At 67.8% G+C, this 19,018-nt stretch carries 14 protein-coding genes; 9 read left to right on the plus strand and 5 right to left on the minus strand.

Annotation, left to right across the window (positions count from 1 at the left end; genetic code table 11):
- Positions 1-63 precede the first annotated feature (63 nt).
- The gene (locus ACFC4D_RS46035) at positions 64-816 is read right to left on the minus strand and encodes a LamB/YcsF family protein (protein ID WP_376073217.1); all 753 of its coding nucleotides are present in this window, start codon (positions 814-816) and stop codon (positions 64-66) included.
- A 140-nt stretch (positions 817-956) separates the two neighbouring features.
- On the opposite strand from ACFC4D_RS46035, the gene ACFC4D_RS46040 reads away from it, so the two are divergent.
- The gene (locus tag ACFC4D_RS46040; RefSeq protein ID WP_376073219.1) at positions 957-1,784 is read left to right on the plus strand and encodes a hypothetical protein; all 828 of its coding nucleotides are present in this window, start codon (positions 957-959) and stop codon (positions 1,782-1,784) included.
- Here the strand turns inward: ACFC4D_RS46040 and ACFC4D_RS46045 are convergent.
- Positions 1,781-3,214 (minus strand): CCA tRNA nucleotidyltransferase, encoded by a 1,434-nt coding sequence (locus tag ACFC4D_RS46045; protein ID WP_375961491.1) that lies wholly within the window; start codon positions 3,212-3,214, stop codon positions 1,781-1,783. The genes ACFC4D_RS46040 and ACFC4D_RS46045 overlap by 4 nt on opposite strands.
- Before the next feature lie 161 nt (positions 3,215-3,375).
- On the opposite strand from ACFC4D_RS46045, the gene ACFC4D_RS46050 reads away from it, so the two are divergent.
- The 8 genes from ACFC4D_RS46050 to ACFC4D_RS46085 all read left to right on the plus strand — a co-directional run bounded on the left by ACFC4D_RS46050 (position 3,376) and on the right by ACFC4D_RS46085 (position 15,651).
- The gene (locus tag ACFC4D_RS46050; protein ID WP_364636795.1) at positions 3,376-3,912 is read left to right on the plus strand and encodes an NUDIX hydrolase; all 537 of its coding nucleotides are present in this window, start codon (positions 3,376-3,378) and stop codon (positions 3,910-3,912) included.
- Complete coding sequence (locus tag ACFC4D_RS46055) at positions 3,909-6,440, plus strand: DUF6049 family protein (RefSeq protein ID WP_376073221.1); 2,532 nt, start codon at positions 3,909-3,911, stop codon at positions 6,438-6,440. Before ACFC4D_RS46050 ends, ACFC4D_RS46055 begins: the two co-directional genes overlap by 4 nt.
- On the plus strand, positions 6,440-10,915 hold the full coding sequence (locus ACFC4D_RS46060) for a lipid II flippase MurJ (protein ID WP_376073224.1): 4,476 nt from the start codon (positions 6,440-6,442) through the stop codon (positions 10,913-10,915). The genes ACFC4D_RS46055 and ACFC4D_RS46060 overlap by 1 nt, the downstream gene beginning before the upstream one ends.
- A gap of 258 nt (positions 10,916-11,173) precedes the next feature.
- A complete protein-coding gene (gene sigM / locus ACFC4D_RS46065; RefSeq protein WP_375963791.1) occupies positions 11,174-11,692 on the plus strand; it encodes an RNA polymerase sigma factor SigM in 519 nt (172 codons plus the stop codon).
- A gap of 140 nt (positions 11,693-11,832) precedes the next feature.
- Positions 11,833-12,741 carry a hypothetical protein gene (locus tag ACFC4D_RS46070; RefSeq protein ID WP_376073226.1) on the plus strand — a complete coding sequence of 303 codons (909 nt, stop codon included), beginning with the start codon at positions 11,833-11,835 and terminating at the stop codon, positions 12,739-12,741.
- A 232-nt stretch (positions 12,742-12,973) separates the two neighbouring features.
- Positions 12,974-13,957, plus strand: coding sequence for a thioredoxin-disulfide reductase (gene trxB / locus ACFC4D_RS46075; RefSeq protein ID WP_376073229.1), 984 nt, complete (start codon positions 12,974-12,976; stop codon positions 13,955-13,957).
- Between the two features lie 9 nt (positions 13,958-13,966).
- Positions 13,967-14,305, plus strand: a complete 339-nt coding sequence (gene trxA, locus ACFC4D_RS46080; protein WP_364636807.1) for a thioredoxin — start codon at positions 13,967-13,969, stop codon at positions 14,303-14,305.
- A gap of 146 nt (positions 14,306-14,451) precedes the next feature.
- Complete coding sequence (locus ACFC4D_RS46085; RefSeq protein ID WP_375961503.1) at positions 14,452-15,651, plus strand: peptidoglycan-binding protein; 1,200 nt, start codon at positions 14,452-14,454, stop codon at positions 15,649-15,651.
- A gap of 73 nt (positions 15,652-15,724) precedes the next feature.
- On the opposite strand, the gene ACFC4D_RS46090 is transcribed toward ACFC4D_RS46085, so the two are convergent.
- The 3 genes from ACFC4D_RS46090 to ACFC4D_RS46100 all read right to left on the minus strand — a co-directional run bounded on the left by ACFC4D_RS46090 (position 15,725) and on the right by ACFC4D_RS46100 (position 18,656).
- Positions 15,725-16,456, minus strand: a complete 732-nt coding sequence (locus ACFC4D_RS46090; protein ID WP_364637940.1) for a GNAT family N-acetyltransferase — start codon at positions 16,454-16,456, stop codon at positions 15,725-15,727.
- 160 nt (positions 16,457-16,616) lie between these two features.
- Positions 16,617-17,639: a ParB/RepB/Spo0J family partition protein gene (locus tag ACFC4D_RS46095; protein ID WP_376073232.1), complete on the minus strand. Its 1,023-nt coding sequence runs from the start codon at positions 17,637-17,639 to the stop codon at positions 16,617-16,619.
- Between the two features lie 51 nt (positions 17,640-17,690).
- Positions 17,691-18,656 (minus strand): ParA family protein, encoded by a 966-nt coding sequence (locus ACFC4D_RS46100; protein ID WP_375963794.1) that lies wholly within the window; start codon positions 18,654-18,656, stop codon positions 17,691-17,693.
- Positions 18,657-19,018: the final 362 nt, after the last annotated feature.

A 19,018-nucleotide genomic window follows, 5' to 3' on the forward strand; every position in this document is an offset into this window, starting at 1 on the left:
ATTCGGCGCGCGGCGGGTGAAAACGCGCACTGCGGACGGGTCGGCGACGAGAGTCCGCGAGCATCAGGTGAAGGGGCGGACGGGAATTGCCGCATCGGCCAAGGCCGCTCGGATGCGGGCGGCCATTTCCACCGCGGCGGGGGAATCGCCGTGCACGCAGATGCTCGCCGCCGAGATCGCGACCGTGCCGCCGTCGACGGTGATCACCTTGCCGTCGCGGGCGATCGAAAGAGCCTGGGCCAGGGCATTATCCGGCGACAACACCGCGCCCGGGGTACCGCGCGGGGCCAGCAGGCCGTCGGCGGTGTAGGCGCGATCGGCGAAACCCTCACCGAGGAAAGGGGTTCCGGCGGCGTTCGCGGCGGTCTCCATCTCCGTACCCGCCGGGCCGAGCAATGCGAGGGCGGAATCGAATTCGCGCATGGCCGCGACGATCGCGGACGCGAGCGCCGGATCGGCGGCGGCCGCGTGATAGAGCGCGCCGTGCGGTTTCACATAGCGGACACGGTCACCCGCCGCGCGGGCGAAAGCATCGAGACCGCCCAGCTGATACAGGGTTTCATCGCGGATCTCGGCGGGCGGGACCGCGATGGCGCGGCGGCCGAAACCGGCGAGATCGCGATAACCGATATGTGCGCCGATCCGTACACCCCGCTCGACAGCCAGCGCGCAGGTGCGGCGCATGATCGACGGGTCGCCCGCGTGGAAACCACAGGCGATGTTCGCGCTGGTGACCACGTCCAGCATGGCGGCGTCATCACCCATGCGATACGTGCCGAAACCCTCGCCCAGATCGCTGTTCAGGTCCACCGTCATGCCAACGATTGTGGTCGCGGGCGACGCCGCGGACAACATGCCTGCCGGAATGTTCGTGACTCAGGTCATATCCGGACGCGGTTCACCTGTTGGGCACACCATGTCCCATGTCGGCACCGGCCAGTACGCTCGAAACAATCATGGCCACGTATTTCGATCCCAGGGCCTGGTCACCCCTGCGGGCGGTGGACATGGGGCTCGACCTGGGGAAACGCCTGTTCGACCAGACCTGGGTCGACCAGTGGACCGGCTTCACCACCGCCTGGCTCGATCCCGTCGCCGACCTCGGGGTCGGCACCGTCACCGCCCTCATGCCCGATGTGCTCATGACGCTGCTATCCGAGGGGATACTCAGCCGATTCGGCGGGCAGGAGGTGAGCGCCACCTTCCTCGGACACGATGTGCGGGCCAACCTGCACACGCTCAAGGTGCGGCGGCGGGGAGCGCATTTCCAGACCAAAACCGTGCTCACCGAAATGTATTGGGATGAGCATCCGATCGAGGAACTGACGGTCATCGCGCACGGGGTGCGGCTGGTACCCGGGGTGCCGACCAAACTGCGGGCCGCGCAACTCGATGTCACCGGGGTGATATCGCGTGCCGCGCTGCTGGATTGGGTCAACAGCTGGCAGCCGGACTGGGAGCTGGAACCCGCCGCGGACGGGCTCGCGCTGGCACGACATAAACGGAAACGGATCAGGGCGCTGGTCGATGCCGATATCACCGACAATCTGCTCACCATCACCGTGCACAGTGCGCACTGGCGGAAAGTGCGTGCGCCGAAACGACTTACGACGCTGAAGCCGATTCCGCTGGTGGATTTGCCGAATCAGGCGCGGATCAGTCGTACCGAGCGGCTCGGGGACCACGTGCGGTTCACCGCCGACCTGCCCGGACTGGCCGGATCCTTCGACCTGGCGCAGATCCGGTCGGCCATCGTCGCCGGAACGACACTGATCGTCTTCTAGCTCTTGGCGGTTTGCCACCATTCCAACAGGGCGGCTTCGGCTTCCTCGCGGGGGAGGGGGCCGCGGTCGAGGCGGAGTTCTTTGAGGAACTTCCAGGCTTTGCCTACGTCGGGGCCGGGTTTGATGTCGAGGAGTTCCATGATGGCGTTGCCGTCCAGGTCGGGGCGGACGCGGGCCAGATCCTCCTGTTCGGCGAGTTTCTCGATGCGGACTTCGAGGTCGTCGTAGGTGGAGCGGAGCAGGGCGGCGCGGCGCTTGTTGCGGGTGGTGCAGTCGGCGCGGACCAGTTTGTGCAGGCGGGGCAGCAGTTCGGCACCGTCGGTGACGTAGCGGCGGACCGCGGAATCGGTCCACTGGCCCTTGCCGTAGCCGTGGAAGCGCAGGTGCAGGTAGACCAGGCGGGCCACGTCTTCGGTGAACTGCTTGGGGTATTTCAAGGCGCGCATACGCTTTCGCACCATTTTCGCGCCCACCACCTCGTGGTGATGGAAGCTCACCCCGCCGCCGGGCTCATTCTTCTTGGTGGGCGGCTTGCCGATGTCATGCAGCAGGGCGGCCCAGCGCAGCACCAGATCCGGATCGCCCTCCTCCTGATCGATGGCCTGGCGCAGCACCGTCAGCGAATGCTCGTAGACGTCCTTGTGCTGGTGATGCTCGTCGATCTCCAGCTTCATGGCCGGAACCTCGGGCAGCACCCGCTCGGCCAGCCCCGTCTCGACCATGATGTCGATGCCCTCGGTGGGATGCTCGCCGCCGATCAGCTTGTCCAGCTCCGCGTGCACCCGCTCGGCGGTGATGCGGTCGATCTCCGGGGCCATCTCCACAATCGCCTCGCGCACCCGCGGCGCGAGCCGGAAACCCAGCTGCGAGACGAAGCGCGCACCGCGCAGCATCCGCAGCGGATCGTCGTTGAACGAATCCCGCGGCAGCGCAGGAGTATCCAGCACGCCCTCGAGCAGGTCTTCCATCCCGTTCAGGGGATCGACGAACTCCAGTTCGCCCAGTTCACCGATGCGCACCGCCATCGCGTTCACCCGGAAATCGCGGCGCACCAGATCCGCTTCCAGGGTGTCGCCGAAGGTGACCTCGGGATTGCGCGATACGCGATCGTAGGAATCGGCGCGGAAGGTGGTGATCTCCAACTGCTGTCCGGCCTTGGACGCGCTCACCGTCCCGAACGCCAGCCCGCCGGTATCCCACAGATGATCGGCCCACCCGCGCATGAGCTCCTGCACCGCCTCGGGCCGCGCGTCGGTGGTGAAATCCAGATCGGTGCCCAACCGGCCCAGCACCGCGTCGCGCACCGTGCCGCCCACCAGATACAGCTCATGCCCGTGCTGGGCGAACAATTCCCCGAGCGGGGTCAGGACATCGGACAACCGGCCCACCGTGATCGCCGCCGAGGCCAGCAATCGGGTTCGGCGATCCACGTTTGCTTCCTCGGACTTCTGCGAAACCACGAAATCCGAGCTTAGTGGACCGGGCAAACCCTTTGATCGGAGCGTCGCGTTCCCAGCGTGCGCCCGCGACGTAAGGCGCGCGGCACCTGGCAACCGGCAGAAGGCGCGCTGAGGCGGGATATGCTGGCGCGGTGTCTCCGGCCGATCGCGCGAACAGTCGACGCCGCCAGCCCCGGCGCCGTAGTTCGGCCGGTAATGCGGCGAAACCTCGTATGCGCACGGTGCGGGAGACTTCCGCCGGTGGACTCGTGGTCGACGGCCTCGACGGGCCCCGGGAGAAGCGCTGCGCCGCACTGATCGGGCGCACCGACCGCCGCGGCAGACTGCTCTGGTCGCTACCCAAGGGACATATAGAAGAGGGCGAGACCGCCGAGCAGACCGCCATCCGCGAGGTCGCCGAGGAAACCGGCATCAACGGCAGCGTGGTCGCCGAACTCGGCAGCATCGACTACTGGTTCGTCACCGAGGGCCGGCGGGTACACAAAACCGTGCACCACTATCTGATGCGCTTCCTCGACGGCGAACTCTCCGACGCCGACGTCGAAGTCACCAAGGTGGCCTGGGTTCCCTTGAGCGAGCTCGATTCCCGGCTCGCCTACGCTGACGAACGCAGGCTGGCCGAGGTCGCGAACCGGCTGATCGACCGGATGGAGAACGGCAGACAATGACGCGTGCGGGGTCTGGGCGTCCTGGGCAAGACACCGCGGGGGCGCTGCACCGCTGGATCCTGTCGCTCGTCGCGGTGGTGCTGGCTGTGCTCACCGGGGTACCGGTTGTGCTCACCGCGCATCCGGCGGCGGCCGAGCCCACCGGTAGCAATACGTCCACGGGGCCGAAATTCCTGAAACTGTCGCTGGATTCGGTGACGCCGACGGCGATCACCGCCACCAGCGACCCGTATTTCGTGGTGTCGGGGACGGTCACCAATATCGGCGACCGGCAGGTCGACGATGTCAGCGTGCGCATCCAGCGCGCCGCACCCGTCACCAACCCCAGCGGACTGCGCTCCGCGTTGCGCCTGGATCAGGGCAGCTACGACATCACCGGCGAATTCCAGGATGTCGCAGACCAATTGACGCCCGGTCAGCGAAAGCAGTTCAGCCTCACCGTCGCTCTGCACTCGGCGACCGAACTGCCCAGCGGCATATCCACTCTCGACATCACCGCACCCGGCATCTATCCGCTGCTGCTGAATGTGAACGGGCAACCCGCGTACGGCGGGCAGGCCCGGCTCGACGACGCCCGCTTCCTGCTGCCGGTACTCGGCATCCCCGCCGCGGCCGCCGACCCGAAACATCCCGCGCCACCGGCGGTTCCGGCCGCCCCGGACGGCGGACCCGTCGCCACCACCATGCTCTGGCCGCTCGCCGACCGGCCGCGCCTGGTCGCCGGTAAGCCCGGCTCCGCCGACGGCGAAGCGCTGCTCACCGATGACGACCTGGCCGCCTCGCTCACCTCCGGCGGACGCCTGGACCAACTGCTGTCCGCGCTCGAGACCACGCTCAAACCCGATACCCCGCGCGATAAGAGCCTGAACACCTCGCTGTGCCTGGCCGTCGACCCGGACCTGCTGATCACCGTCTCCGATATGAAGGACGGCTATCGCGTCCTGGCCAGCCCGTCCGATCCGGACGGCAGCACCCGCGCGGGCACCGGCGATCACGCCGCCAAAGCCTGGCTGGACCGGCTGCGCTCCCTGGCACCGAGCATGTGCGTGGTCGCGCTGCCGTTCGCACAGGTCGATCCCGGCGCCCTCGCCGCCACCGGCGACATCACGCTCTCCGATCGGGCGCTCAACGCACCCGCCGACCTGGTCGACCAGCTGCTCGCGGTGAAATCCGTGCGCGGGGTGGCGCTGCCCGACGCCGGCAGCATCGACACCGAGGGCGCGCAACTGCTCGCCCACCACGGCTACAGCACCGCCCTGCTCGCCGACAACGCGGTGACGCCCGCCGACGGCCGCTCCAATATCTCCAGCGCCAAAAGCCCGGCCGCCCCGGCGGATTCGGTGAGCCCCGACGTGGTGCGACTGGACGGGCTCACGCTGCCCGCACCCGGCGGCGGCGATCCGGCGCCCGGCGCACCCGAATTGCACGCCGCCACCTTCGACATCTGGTCCGCCACCGCCCTGGCCGCGGTCGGCTCACACCCGCCGACCCCGCCGTACACCCCGGACCGGGTCCGCTACGACGTCACCAACGACTCCCGCGCCGCCCGGCTGCAGGACGCGCTCGGCGCCATCACCTGGACCGCGCTCAACCCGCAACCCGGCCGCCCGCGCTCACTGCTGCTCATGCCGCCCCAGCAGTGGGGACCCAACCGCGACGAGGCCACCGCCCTGCTCGGACAGCTCGACCTGATGTACCGCGACAACCTCGCCGCCCCGCGCGCGCTCACCGATCTGCTTGCGCAACAGGTCGATCCGCAGCCCTACGACCTGGACTATCTGCCCGCCGCGGCCGATGAGGCCGTCCCCGGGCACTTCGCCGAACCGGTCCGGCAGCAGGCGCACAACATCACCGAACTGATGAGCGCGCTGGCCGATGTGCCGCAGCAGGAACTCAGCCCGCGCGGGTTCCTCACCCCGCTGCGCGACGATCTGATCCGGGCGCTCACCATGTCCGATCGGCGCGCCGGCGGCGCACAGGCCGACACCTTCGCGCAACGCCGCATCGACCAGACCACCCGTACCGTCGACGACCTCTTCCGCTCGGTCACCGTGCTGCCGCCCGGCGGCGTCTACACCCTCGCCTCCGAACAGAGCCCGCTGCTGCTGGTCGCCCGCAACGACCTGCCCGTCGCCATCCGCATCAAATTCCGGATCGACGCGCCCGCCGAGACGAACATCACCGATATCGGCGAACAGGTATTACCCGCCAAGGGCACCCGGTCCTTCCAGATCCCGACCGAGGTCTCGGACAGCCGAAACCTGGTGATACCCATCGCACTTACCACACCCGACGGGGTGCCACTCGGCAATGCGGTATCGGTATCCGTGCGATCCAACGCTTACGGTCGTGTGTTGGCGATAATTACCGCTAGTGCCGGTGCGCTGCTGCTCCTGCTGGCCGGACGCCGGCTCTGGCACCGCTTCCGCGGCCAGTCCGATCCGGCCGACGAGGGGCTGGATCCGGAAACCCGACGCCGGGTGAACAGGTTCTCGCGCGCCAAACGCGAGCAACGAAAGGAGGCGTGATGAGCGAGTACGGCGACGATCCCCGCTCCTCCGGCCGTCCCGACGGCAATGCCTCCGGCCGTCCCGACGGTTACGACGCACCGCGTCCCGCGGGCCGACCCGACGGTTACGACGGACCGCGGCCGACGGGACGCCCCGACGGCGGCGCACCCCGCGCGGGCGGGCGACCCGTTCCCCCGGAGGGGGCAGGCGCGCGCCGCGCACCCTCCGCACCCTGGGAACGCGGCATCCCACCGCAGCGCCCGCAACGGCCCGGACCGCCGAATCAAGGCCCGCGCACCGGGAATCCGCCGTCCCAGGGAATTCCGACCGTCATGCCCGGTCGCCCAGCCGGTCAACCGTCCGGTCCGCCCACCGGGCCCGGACCCGGCCCGCGCACCGGCGAATCCGGTCCGATCATGCAGCGCCCGCCCGGTCAGCCCCTGCGCCGCCCGCAACCCGGACCGCAGGCCAACCCGCAGCCACCCCGGCCCGCCGGACCACCGCAGGGCCGCGGCGCACACGTCGCACCCGAGGACCGCTACCACTGGGGACACCGCCCCGGCGACCCCAATCAGCCGCCCGGCGGCGGACCGTACAACACGCCGACCGGCGGACAGCGCTACCCGACCCCGCGGTCGAATCCGCTACCGCGGCAATCACAACCGCTGCCGCGCGTAACCGGCGGACCCAGCACCCGCGAACAACGGGTCGCCGTCGCCGAGAAACCGGAGAGCTCCAACGCTCGCCTGGTCCGCGACTCCGGCTCCATCGCCATCGCCACCCTCGCCAGCCGCATCACCGGATTCGGTAAACAGCTGCTGCTGCTGACCGTGCTCGGCCCGGCCATCGCCAGCGCCTTCACCGTCGCCAGCACCATCCCGACCATGATCTCCGAGCTGCTGCTCGGCGCGGTGCTCACCGCCATCGTGGTGCCCACCCTGGTGCGCGCGGAGAAAGAGGACCCGGATGGCGGCAGCGCCTTCGTGCGGCGACTCTTCACCGCCGCGCTCACCGTGCTCGGCACCGGCACGCTGATAGTCCTCATCCTCGCGCCGGTGCTGACCACGCACGTTTTCCTCTCCAATGACGGCAAGGTCAGCACCGCGCTCACCACCGCGCTCGCCTTCCTGCTGCTGCCCGCCGTGCTGTTCTACGGCACCTCGGCGCTGCTCATGGCCATCCTCAATACGCACGGGGTGTTCAAACCCGGTGCGTGGGCGCCGGTGCTGAACAACCTCGTGGTGCTCACCGTGCTCATCGCGTACCGGATGACACCGGGCGAGATCAGCCTCGACCCGGTGCGCATGGGCGAGCCGAAACTGCTCATCCTCGGCATCGGCGTCACGCTCGGCGTGGTGGTGCAGATGGTCAGCCTGCTGCCCGCCATCCGGCGCGAGGGCATCGATCTGCGGCCGCTGTGGGGCGTGGACGCCCGGCTCAAGCAGTTCGCGGGCATGGGCGCGGCCATCATCCTGTACGTGCTGATCAGCCAGGTCGGCTGGACCTTCGCGACCCGCATCTCCTCGCACTGGGACAAGGCCGGACCGGCCATCTACCAAAACGCCTGGCTGCTACTGCAATTGCCGTACGGCGTACTCGGCGTGACCCTGCTGACCGCGATCATGCCGCGACTGAGCCGCAATGCCGCCGCCGACGACACACCGGCCGTGGTCGACGATCTCGGCACCGCCACCCGCTTGACCATGATCGCGCTCGTCCCGGTCGTCACCTTCATGACCTTCGCCGGACCGCAGATCGGTGAAGCCCTGTTCGGCTACGGGCATTTCGGGCTCGGGCAGGCCGCGCGACTCGGCGAGGCCGTGTCCTGGTCCGCCTTCACGCTGATTCCCTACGCACTCGTGCTGATTCATCTACGGGTGTTCTATGCCCGCGAACAGGCGTGGACGCCGACCTGGATCATCCTCGGCATCACCGGTGTGAAGATCGCGCTCTCGGCGCTGGCCCCCGTGTTCTTCGATGAGCGGCACGTGGTCATCGCGCTCAGCGTCGCCAACGGCCTCGGCTTCGTCACCGGCGCGGTCATCGGCGGATTCCTGCTGCACCGCAGCCTCGGCGATCTGCGCATGACCAATGTCGGGCGCACCGTCACCCGGGTCGTGCTGGCCTCCCTCGCCGGTGGCGCGGTCATGCTGATCGCGGACAAGGTCATCGGGCTGCACCGGCTCTCGGACTCGTTCGGCGGACTCGGCTCACTGGTGCGCGTCGGCCTCACCGCGCTCATCATGTTCGGCGTGGCCTTCGGGCTCATGCGCCTGGCGGGCATCCCGGAGATCGTCGCCATCACCGTGGCCATCTCCCGGCGACTCGGCTTCACCGCGCCCGCACCGGATCTCGAACTCGACGGCGGACTGGTCGGCGATCTCGGCGAAACCACACTGCTGCCCAAGCCGGATCTGCGCGCCGCGCCGTACTACTACCGGTTCGATCCCTATCTCGACGCGCAGACCATGGTGCTGCCCGTCATCCGACCCGATGCGGTTGACATCACCGGCAAGGGTGAGTTCCCGTACCCTGTTCGGCAGGCAAGCGCAAGCTCCGGACACGCCCTCCCCGACCTCGGTGGCAGGGCGGATCCGGGTGCTCGCGCCGCTTCGGACGACGGTGTCCGCAGGACACCTGGTCCGGCCCAACAGCATCGGTCTCCGACATACCAGGGCGAAGGAGGAACGAGGGTGAGCGACGACGCGGCGAGCGGCGTCCCGGCCGCCGAATCCGCAGCGGCCGCGGGCGGTGGGCTCTCCACGGATGCGCCCCCGACTCCGGATCGTGCGGATGAAAAGCGGGGCGGCACGGCCGATTCCACGCACCGGAACACCGGGCGGGACGACCGGGAGGATCCGGACGACCTAGAGGAGGCCCAGGCGGGCCCCGAAACCGGTGTCTACGAGGCGATTTCGCCGCAGATGCCACCCATGCGGGTGGAGGCCACCAAACGCATCCAGCGCGGGCCCAAACTGCTGCCGGGCGCCTCGGTCGCGGGCGGCCGGTACCGGCTGCTCGCCGGGCACGGCGGCGCGCGCGGGCTCAAGTTCTGGCAGGCGCTGGACGTGAAACTCGACCGCGAGGTCGCGCTCACCTTCGTCGACGCCGACCAGCAGGCCGCCGAGAACTCCGGGCACGACGGACCGCAGGCCATCCTGTCCCGCACGCTGCGCCTCGGGCGAATCAACTCGCCCGGCCTGGCGCGCGTGCTCGACGTGGTGCGCGGTTCCTCCGGCGGCATCGTGGTCGCCGAATGGACGCCCGGTCGCTCCCTCAAGGAGATGGCAGACACCGTCCCGTCGCCGATAGGAGCCGCACGCGCCATCCGGGCGCTCGCGGCGGCCGCCGAACTCGCGCACCGCGGCGGCGGTTCGCTCTCCATCGACCATCCGGACCGGGTGCGCATCAGCGCCTCCGGTGACGCCGTGCTCGCCTTTCCCGGCACCCTCGGCGATTCGGACGCGCAATCGGACGTGCGCGGCCTCGGGGCCATGCTGTACGCGCTCATCACCGCGCACTGGCCGATCCGCGTCGGCGGGGTCACCGGCACCGCCGCCACCATCGGCGGACTGCCGCTGGCCGATTTCGGCCCGGACGGAACTCCGGTGGAGCCCAGGACGATTCGGCCCGAGGTGCCCTTCGAGATCTCCGCGGTCGCGGTGCGCTCGCTGGAATCCAACAAGGGCGTGCGCACCGCCGCCACCGTCCAGCACGTGCTGGAACAGGCGTCCGTGGTGGATCAGAAGACCGATCTCATCCCGGTGCTGCGCCTGGGCCAGCGGCCGCCGTCCGCACCGGACGAGACCCTCGCCGATCCGGAACTGCTCGCCGCCGAGAAGGAACGCTCGCAGCGGATGATGTGGATCCTGGTCGGGCTCGGCGTGCTGGCCGCGCTGGTGGTCGGCGTCATCATCTGGTGGCTGCTGAGCGTGTTCGCGCCCGGCAGCTCCGAAGCGCCGCTCAACGAACAGCGCAATATCGGGCTCACCACCTCCAGCCTGGCCCCACCCGCACCGGGCTCGCCGCAGACCACCGCGGGTGCGGCGGCGGGCGTTCCGGTGCCGGTCACCGGGGCCATGGTGTTCTCGCCCGAGGGCACGCCCGACGGGGTCGGCAGCATCGGCGCGGTACTGGACAACAATCCGGGCACGCTGTGGCGCACCGACGCGTACTTCCAGCAGTTCCCCGCCCTCAAGAAGGGGGTGGGGGTGCTGACGACGCTGGGCAGCCCCAGCAAGCTCACCAAGGTGATCATCGATTCGCCGACGCCGGGCACCCAGGTGGAGATCCGCACCTCGCCGACCGCCTCACCGACGCTGGATCAGACCCAGCTGATCGGGGCGGCGACGCTCGGCAACGGCACCACCGAGATCGCGGTGCAGGCCGATCAGCCCGCCCGCTACGTGCTGGTGTGGATCACCGCGCTGGCGCAGAACGGCGGTCAGTACCAGACCTCCATCGGGGAGATCCGATTCGAGGCCGCTCCATAGTTTCGTGATTTTCGGGTCGTTCCGGTTATCGAAGACGCTGTCCGGTTCGCCCGAAAACGCCCGCTAGCTGCGCTTTTATCGCGCATTCCATTGCTGCCGAATCGTTATCTTCGATATGATCTTGCGTACTCTCTGCTGGTTTCAGGAGTCGCATTGTCGTCAGCTCACGATTTCGGAGTAGCGACCGAGTCACGAACTCGGGCCTCAGCGACGGCTGTCCGCACCCGCCACCGGGTCTGCGAGGCCACCGATCGCGATCTGCTCGCCGCCCACGCCCTCGGCGAGCGGCACGCCTTCGCCGAGCTATTACGCCGCCATCGCGACCATCTCTGGCAGATCGCGCTGCGCACCTCCTACACCCCCGAGGACGCCGCCGACTCACTTCAGGACGCCCTGCTGTCCGTCCATCGCTGCGCGGGCGGCTTCCGCGGCGAGTCCGAAGTGCGTAGTTGGCTGCATCGAATAGTGGTGAACGCGTGCCTGGATCGCATCCGTCGCAACAAACTCCGGCGCACGGTACCTTTGTCCGACGAGTCCGTACTCGAACCCCTTTGTCCCCGCGACGATTTCGCGAGCCTGGAAGCAACGCTCGTGGTCGATGCCGCGTTGTTCACGCTACCCGCCGAACAGCGCACCGCCCTGGTCGCCGTGGAGCTCGAAGGCTATTCGATCGCGGAAGCCGCTGTGCTGCTCGGTGTTCCGGCCGGAACCATCAAAAGCCGGTGCGCCCGCGGGCGGCGGCGACTCGAAGAACATCTGCACTCGATGAACACCTGATTCCGCCGCGCGCGGAGCAGGATATCCGGGGAACCGGACGCGACTCCGGTGCGTCGAAAACTAAGACAGGTCTGCGATTTCCCACACGGGTCCGATCTGGAGGGGCAATGAACGAGGACGACGCAGTACTCGCAGGATCAATGGCACCGGGAACGGCGACCGCCGGAACCATCCCGCGCCCGCCCTGGTCCGACGAACTGCTCGCCGATCTGCACGCCGGGAACGTCCCGGCGGATCTGTCCGCACAACTGTGGACGGAAGTGCGCCGCGATCCCGCGGCCATGCGCTATCTGCGCTCACTCGACCAGGTGAACCTGCGCCTGCGCGATCTGGGCCGCAACGACCACCTCATCCACCCCATGCCGGACGAGATCACCACCCGGCTCGAGCGCATGATCGGTGACCTGGCCGCCACCGACATCACCGATCCGGGGCAGATCGCCACCGTGCACCGGTTACCCGTGCCGCGCCAATCCACCCATCCCGCACCACCTTCCACCGCACCCATGCCGGTGCTGAACGGCTCCGCGGTATTCGACACCGGTCAGCTCGACCCGCGCGAACTCGGCGACCTCACCCCCGAGGAACTCGACGACGACGAGTACGAACCGGACACCGATTCGGTCCGGCCCGATGAACGCTTCACCCGCCGCCAGCGCTGGCTCAGCGCCGCCGCGGCCGCGGCGGCCGTGCTCGCGGGCGGGGTGGTGGCCTTCGACGCCATGCACAACCGCAGCGCCGCGCCCGCCGCAGCCCAGCCCGCCGACAATCAGCTGCCCGCCGACTTCCCGCCGTCCATGGCGCTGGCCGCGATGGGCCGCCACGACATCAGCGGCCCGCTCGCCCACGGCAGCGCGCTATCGGACTGTCTGACGGCCGCACAGCTGGACAATCGGGTGCTCGGCAGCCGCAGCGTCTCCTACGGCGGCCAGCAGGCCGTGCTGGTGCTGCTCGCCGGTCCGCGCGCCCCGCAGATCACCGCGGTGGTGCTGGGCAACGGCTGCACCGCCACCAATCCGCAATTGCTCACCAGCGTCGATATCGGCTGAGTCCGCGCCGGCGGTGGATCGGCATCGCGCAAGCCCGTTCGATACCGCGTGCCGGTAATCGGCTGAGTCCCAACGGCACTGGTCAGCGGGATATGTAGTCCGCACGCCCGGGCGGTTTCGCCCGGAGTGTGGCGGCTCACGCGCGCGCCCGGTCCACGCGGGTTCGGGAACAACAGCGTTTACCCTGTTGTTGACCGACCTGCCTGTTTCACATCTGCCTTCGGAGGCCCTCTTGACTACCGCTGTTCGCGACCTGATCATCGTCGGTTCCGGACCGGCCGGATACACGGCTGCCGTGTACGCCGCGCGAGCGGAGTTGCAGCCGTTGCTGTTCGAAGGCACCCAATTCGGCGGTGCGCTCATGACCACCACCGAGGTGGAGAACTTCCCCGGCTTCCGCGGCGGCATCATGGGCCCGGATCTCATGGAGGAGATGCGCGAGCAGGCCAAACGCTTCGGCGCGGACATCCGCACCGAGGACGTGGACGCCCTCGACCTCTCCGGCAAGATCAAGAAGGTCACCGTCGGCGGTGAGACCTTCGAGGCCTACGCCGTGATCCTGGCCATGGGCTCGGCCGCGCGCTACCTGAACATCCCGGGTGAGCAGGATCTCCTCGGCCGCGGCGTCAGCGCCTGCGCCACCTGCGACGGCTTCTTCTTCAAGGGCCAGGACATCGTGGTGGTCGGCGGCGGCGACTCCGCCATGGAGGAGGCCACCTTCCTCACCAAGTTCGCCTCCAGCGTCACCATCATCCACCGCCGCGAGGAGTTCCGCGCCTCCCGCATCATGCTCGAGCGCGCCAAGGCCAATGACAAGATCCGCTTCCTGCTGAACTCCGAAGTCACTGCGGTGCACGGGGATTCGGCCGTCACCAGCCTCACGATCCGGGACACCCGCACCGGCGAGACCAGCGAACTGCCCGCCACCGGCCTGTTCGTGGCCATCGGCCACGATCCGCGCAGCGAACTGGTCACCGGCCAGGTCGAACTGGACGACGAGGGCTACGTGAAGGTGCAGGGGCAGTCCACCTACACCTCGGCCGAGGGCGTCTTCGCCGCGGGCGATCTGGTCGACCACACCTACCGCCAGGCCATCACCGCCGCCGGAACCGGCTGCCGCGCGGCCATCGACGCCGAACGCTGGCTCGCCGAGCAGGGCGACATCTCTACCAATACTCTCGATCACGCCGGCCAGCCGGTAGAAGTGAACAACTAAGGAGCGACCATGTCCGACGCCAAGACCTCCGCCACCATCACGGTCAGCGATAAGACGTTCGCGCAGGACGTGCTGGCCAGCGAGAAGCCGGTACTGGTCGACTTCTGGGCGGCCTGGTGCGGTCCGTGCAAGATGGTCGCGCCCGTGCTGGAGGAGATCGCCGCCACCCACGCCGACGCCCTGACCATCGCCAAGGTCGACGCCGACGCCAATCCGGAGGCCTCGAAGGACTACGGCATTCTGTCGTTGCCTACCATGGTGCTGTTCCAAGGGGGCAAGGAGATCAAGCGGATCGTCGGCGCAAAGGGCAAAGCGGCCCTCTTGCGCGAACTCGAGGGTGTTATCTAACGACGCGCCGTACGATGCCTGCACTCGACAGTTGCCGAAATCTGGTCCGGGTCTGAGACAATCGACCGACGCTCCGGTCGTGCACAGGTGTGTAAACCTGTGCACGAGTGGGTACCCGGGTTGGCGGAAGGAAAGGGCTCTTACGCATGCACCGACTTCGTCACGGCGATACTGGACCAGCCGTAGCTGAGGTTCGGAGCACCCTCGCAAGTCTCGGATTCCTGAACTCACACCCCATTGCCGACACCAACGGCAATGGCAACGGCGAGTACTGGAAGAACATCGAAGCCACCTTCGACCACGACCTCGACTCCGCGGTGCGCGCCTTCCAGCAGCATCGCGGCCTGCTCGTCGACGGCGTGGTGGGCCCGGCCACCTACCGGGCCCTCAAGGAAGCCTCCTACCGCCTCGGCGCACGCACCCTGATCTATCAGCTGTCCGCACCGCTGTACGGCGACGACGTCGCCACGCTGCAACGGCGACTGCAGGATCTGGGGTTCTACGTGGGCCGGGTGGACGGCTACTTCGGGCCGCACACACATGAGGGGCTCACCTCCTTCCAGCGCGAGATCGGTCTCGCGGGGGACGGCATCTGCGGGCCGGACACGCTGCGCTCGCTGGAACTGCTGGGCGCGCGCGTCACCGGCGGCAATCCGCATCGCATCGCCGAGGAAGAAGTCGTACACCGCGCCGGTCCGCAGCTGACCGGTAAGCGCATCGTCATCGATCCGGGCATGGGCGGACCCGACAAGGGCTCCTCGGTGCCCAGCGAATTCGGTGACGTCTACGAATCGGAGATCCTCTGGGATCTGGCCAGCCGCCTCGAAGGACGCATGGCCGCAACGGGTATGGAAACCTTCCTGTCCCGGCCCTGGGGCGCGAACCCCTCCGATGCCGAACGCGCCGAGACCTCCAATACCTTCGACGCCGATCTGATGATCTCGCTGCGCTGCGCGGGCAATCCGAGCACCTCCGCCAGCGGTGTCGCCAGCTTCCACTTCGGCAATTCGCACGGCTCCACCTCGATGATCGGCCAGGTGCTGGCCGGGTTCATCCAGCGTGAAATCGTCGCGCGCACTTCACTTCAGGACTGCCGCACGCACGCCCGCACCTGGGATCTGCTGCGACTCACCAAGATGCCGACCGTCCAGGTCGACATCGGTTATCTGACAAACGATTACGACTCGACGGTGCTGACCAACCCGCGCATGCGCGATGTCATCGCCGAGGCGATCCTCATCTCGGTGAAGCGGCTGTACCTGCTCGGCCAGGACGATCAGCCGACCGGCACGTACACCTTCGCGGAACTGCTCGCGGAAGAACTCGCCGCGGCCGACCGCATCTGAGTTCACCGGAACAACGAGAAACCCCGCTGCGCCGATTCCTCGGCACAGCGGGGTTTGTTCGTCTCGGCCTCTGCTAGAGGGTGACGAGCCGGTTCGGCATCGTCATCGCCGCCGCCGCGAGCAGCTGATCCAGCGCGCGCTCGACGTCTTCCTTCCACAGGTGGTCGCTATCGAGTTCCAGCCGCAGCCGCGGAAAACGATGATGCGCGGCAACCACTTTGAAACCGACCTCCTCCAGGAAATCGGCATCGATCATGCAGGTGTCCGGTGCGCACCCCGCCGACGGCGGCGGAGTCTTGGACGCACGCGGGGGAGTGGGTGCGATGCGCTCCAGCAGCGTCATGGAACCGAACCGGTCCGCCATCGCGGTAGCCGGTGGATCCCAGCGCATTCCGAACGCCTCGATGGCGCGCACACCACGACGCACCAGATCGGCTACCACGGCCGAAATGAGCTGCTGGGCGACATCGGTGTCCTGATAGGGACTTTCGGCCCGCAGCGTGGTCAGCAGGACGGCATCCGGGCTCACGGGGGAGGTGGGGAAGAGCCCGGCGCGCGGCACCCGGCTCGGTGGTGAGTACAGCGCCACCCCGGCCGACTGTCCGTCGACCAGAGCGACCTGCCCACACGACCCCCACTCCAGGAGTACGGTCGAGAGCCAGGCCTCCTTTTCGAAGACCGGGTCACTGAATTCGCGGGAGTCCGCTGCCACTGCCGGATCCATCTCCCAGAACACGCACCGCCGCGCGTGCGAGGGGAGTTTGTCGAGTCCGCCGAGGGTCAATGCGGTAACGCTGGTCGACACCGCTCTGCTCAGCCTCCAGCTGTCCGATTCATCCACACTCACGCCGCATCGATATCTACTCGCCAGCAAGAATAAGCGATCAAAGCAACACGCCTCTCGGGGCCTGGGATCGTGTACGTCACAGTGACGTTTCAGCCTCGACCCCAGAGTAGGGCCGATTTCAAAGCTTGGATTGCTCCATCAGGCTGACAATTCGCTCGAGATCGTCAATGGAACCGAACTCGACGGTGATCTTGCCTTTGCGCTTACCGAGCGCCACCGTGACGCGAGTGTCGAAGGACTCCGACAGTCGCTCGGCGACATCCTGCAAACCCGGCATCTGAATCGGCTTACGCTTCGGCGCCGGGGGAGTGACCACGCTATCGGGATTCCGATTCGCCAACTTGACGGCTTCCTCGGTCGAGCGAACCGACATGCCCTCCGCGACGATCCGCTTCGCGAGCTCCTCCTGCGCCTCGGCTCCCGCCTCCAGCGCGAGCACCGCACGGGCATGCCCGGCGGAAAGCACGCCGGCCGCTACCCGGCGCTGCACCGGAATCGGAAGTTTCAGCAGGCGAATCATATTCGTCACGACCGGTCGGGAACGGCCGATTCGCGAAGCCAATTCCTCATGGGTGACGCCGAATTCCTCGAGCAGCTGTTCATAGGCCGCCGCCTCTTCGAGCGGATTCAACTGCACGCGATGGATGTTCTCCAGCAGTGCGTCCCGCAGCAGCGCGTCATCCGCGGTCTCGCGGACGATCGCCGGGATGGCCTCGAGTTCCGCCTTCTGGCTCGCCCGCCAGCGCCGCTCACCCATGATGAGCTGATACTGCGGCTCCGGCACGGTCGCGATCTGACGCACCACGATCGGCTGCATGAGACCGAACTCTTTGATCGAGTGCACGAGTTCGGCGAGCGCCTCGTCATCGAAAACCTGACGCGGCTGCTTCGGATTGGGCACGATCTGCTCGGGCGGAATCTCCCGATAGACCGCGCCCGCGTCCACCTCGTCGACCGCCGCCGGCTCCTCCGGATCCGGAACCCGATGCAGGAAGGCCGAAGCCGGCTGCGGGCCGATCGGATCCAGCCCGATGACGACATTGGCTGCGGCGCTGCCGAGGCCCCCCGGTGTGACTGCGGGTCCGGTAGGGATCAGCGCGGCGAGACCGCGTCCCAGTCCACCCTTCTTCGCCTGACTCATCGGTCTAGGACCCCTTTCGTTGTTCACCATGCACCGCAGCCGCGATTGTCATTACACACTGGATCCGGCGTCGGTGGTCGGCACCGGCTCCGGGCGCGCCGCCTTGGCTGCCATCTCACGTCCCGCATCCAAATAGCTCATGGCGCCACGTGAACCCGGATCGTAATCGAGCACGGTCATGCCGTAGCCCGGCGCCTCGGAAACCTTCACGCTGCGGGGGATGACCGAGCGCAGCACCGCGTCACCGAAGTGCGCGCGCACCTCCTCGGCCACCTGGTCGGCCAGCTTGGTGCGGCCGTCGTACATGGTGAGAACAACGGTGGAGACATGTAATTCGGGGTTCAGGTGCGCCTGCACCAGACCGATATTGCGGAGCAACTGACCCACGCCCTCCAGTGCGTAGTACTCGCACTGGATCGGAATCAGCACCTCCTTGGCCGCCACGAGCGCGTTCACCGTGAGCAGGCCGAGCGAGGGCGGGCAGTCGATCATGACGTAGTCGATGTCGTATCCGGCGAGGTTCGCCTCCTGGATGGCGGCCTTCAACCGGCCCTCGCGGGCGACCATGGAGACGAGTTCGATCTCGGCACCGGCGAGATCGATGGTCGCCGGAATGCAGAGCAGGCGTTCATTGTGCGGGCTCTGCTGGATGGCGTCACGGACGGTGCACTCGCCGATGAGCAGTTCGTAGCTGGACGGAATGCCGGAGTGATGCGGGATGCCGAGCGCGGTGCTGGCATTGCCCTGCGGATCGAGATCGACCACGAGCACGCGCATCCCCTGCACCGCCAGCGCCGCCGCCAGATTTACGGCGGTGGTCGTCTTACCCACGCCGCCTTTCTGATTCGCGATGGTGATGACGCGCTGTTCGCGCGGGCGCGGGATCGCGGTATTGCCGGGGTGCAGAACCTGGCTGGCGCGCTGCGCTTCCGCTGCGATCGGGGTCTCGGTGGGGGAGATATTTCCGAACGGGGTGCGGCTGAACTCCTCTACATCGAAAGCTCCGGTATCGAGCATGCCGGGCACCCGGGACGTTGTTTCCCGTGAAACATTCGCCGGACCGTTGGACATACAGGCTCCTAACCCCGAGAACTCAAAGACACGTGGCCGAGTGGATGCGCGTAGGGAAGGCCGCCGGGCACCGCCACTGTGGGGCACTCACGCTCGACGTTCATAGCTTGCCAGTACCGGACACAATACGGAAGTTGAACAGCAATCCCGCACCCGCGACACGCATAATCGATCACCCCGAAGGGAATTCGCGCGATGTTTCACGGGAAACCATGCCGGACAAAGACTCTGCGGCGGGGGTCGGACGGAGTCGCGGCAGGGATCGGCCGACCAACCAAAACGGGAACGGGCGCGACGGCGGGCCGGCC

The sequence above is a fragment of the Nocardia sp. NPDC056000 genome, from assembly GCF_042269265.1.
Classification (GTDB): Bacteria; Actinomycetota; Actinomycetes; order Mycobacteriales; family Mycobacteriaceae; genus Nocardia.

What these genes read in the sequence shown, in the direction of transcription:
- ACFC4D_RS46060 (WP_376073224.1), top strand. Translation starts at nt 6,440, where the DNA reads ATGAGCGAGTACGGCGACGATCCCCGCTCCTCCGGCCGTCCCGACGGC.
- ACFC4D_RS46095 (WP_376073232.1), bottom strand. Translation starts at nt 17,639, where the DNA reads ATGAGTCAGGCGAAGAAGGGTGGACTGGGACGCGGTCTCGCCGCGCTG.
- ACFC4D_RS46085 (WP_375961503.1), top strand. Translation starts at nt 14,452, where the DNA reads ATGCACCGACTTCGTCACGGCGATACTGGACCAGCCGTAGCTGAGGTT.
- ACFC4D_RS46070 (WP_376073226.1), top strand. Translation starts at nt 11,833, where the DNA reads ATGGCACCGGGAACGGCGACCGCCGGAACCATCCCGCGCCCGCCCTGG.
- ACFC4D_RS46035 (WP_376073217.1), bottom strand. Translation starts at nt 816, where the DNA reads ATGACGGTGGACCTGAACAGCGATCTGGGCGAGGGTTTCGGCACGTAT.
- ACFC4D_RS46055 (WP_376073221.1), top strand. Translation starts at nt 3,909, where the DNA reads ATGACGCGTGCGGGGTCTGGGCGTCCTGGGCAAGACACCGCGGGGGCG.
- ACFC4D_RS46100 (WP_375963794.1), bottom strand. Translation starts at nt 18,656, where the DNA reads ATGCTCGATACCGGAGCTTTCGATGTAGAGGAGTTCAGCCGCACCCCG.
- trxA (WP_364636807.1), top strand. Translation starts at nt 13,967, where the DNA reads ATGTCCGACGCCAAGACCTCCGCCACCATCACGGTCAGCGATAAGACG.
- ACFC4D_RS46040 (WP_376073219.1), top strand. Translation starts at nt 957, where the DNA reads ATGGCCACGTATTTCGATCCCAGGGCCTGGTCACCCCTGCGGGCGGTG.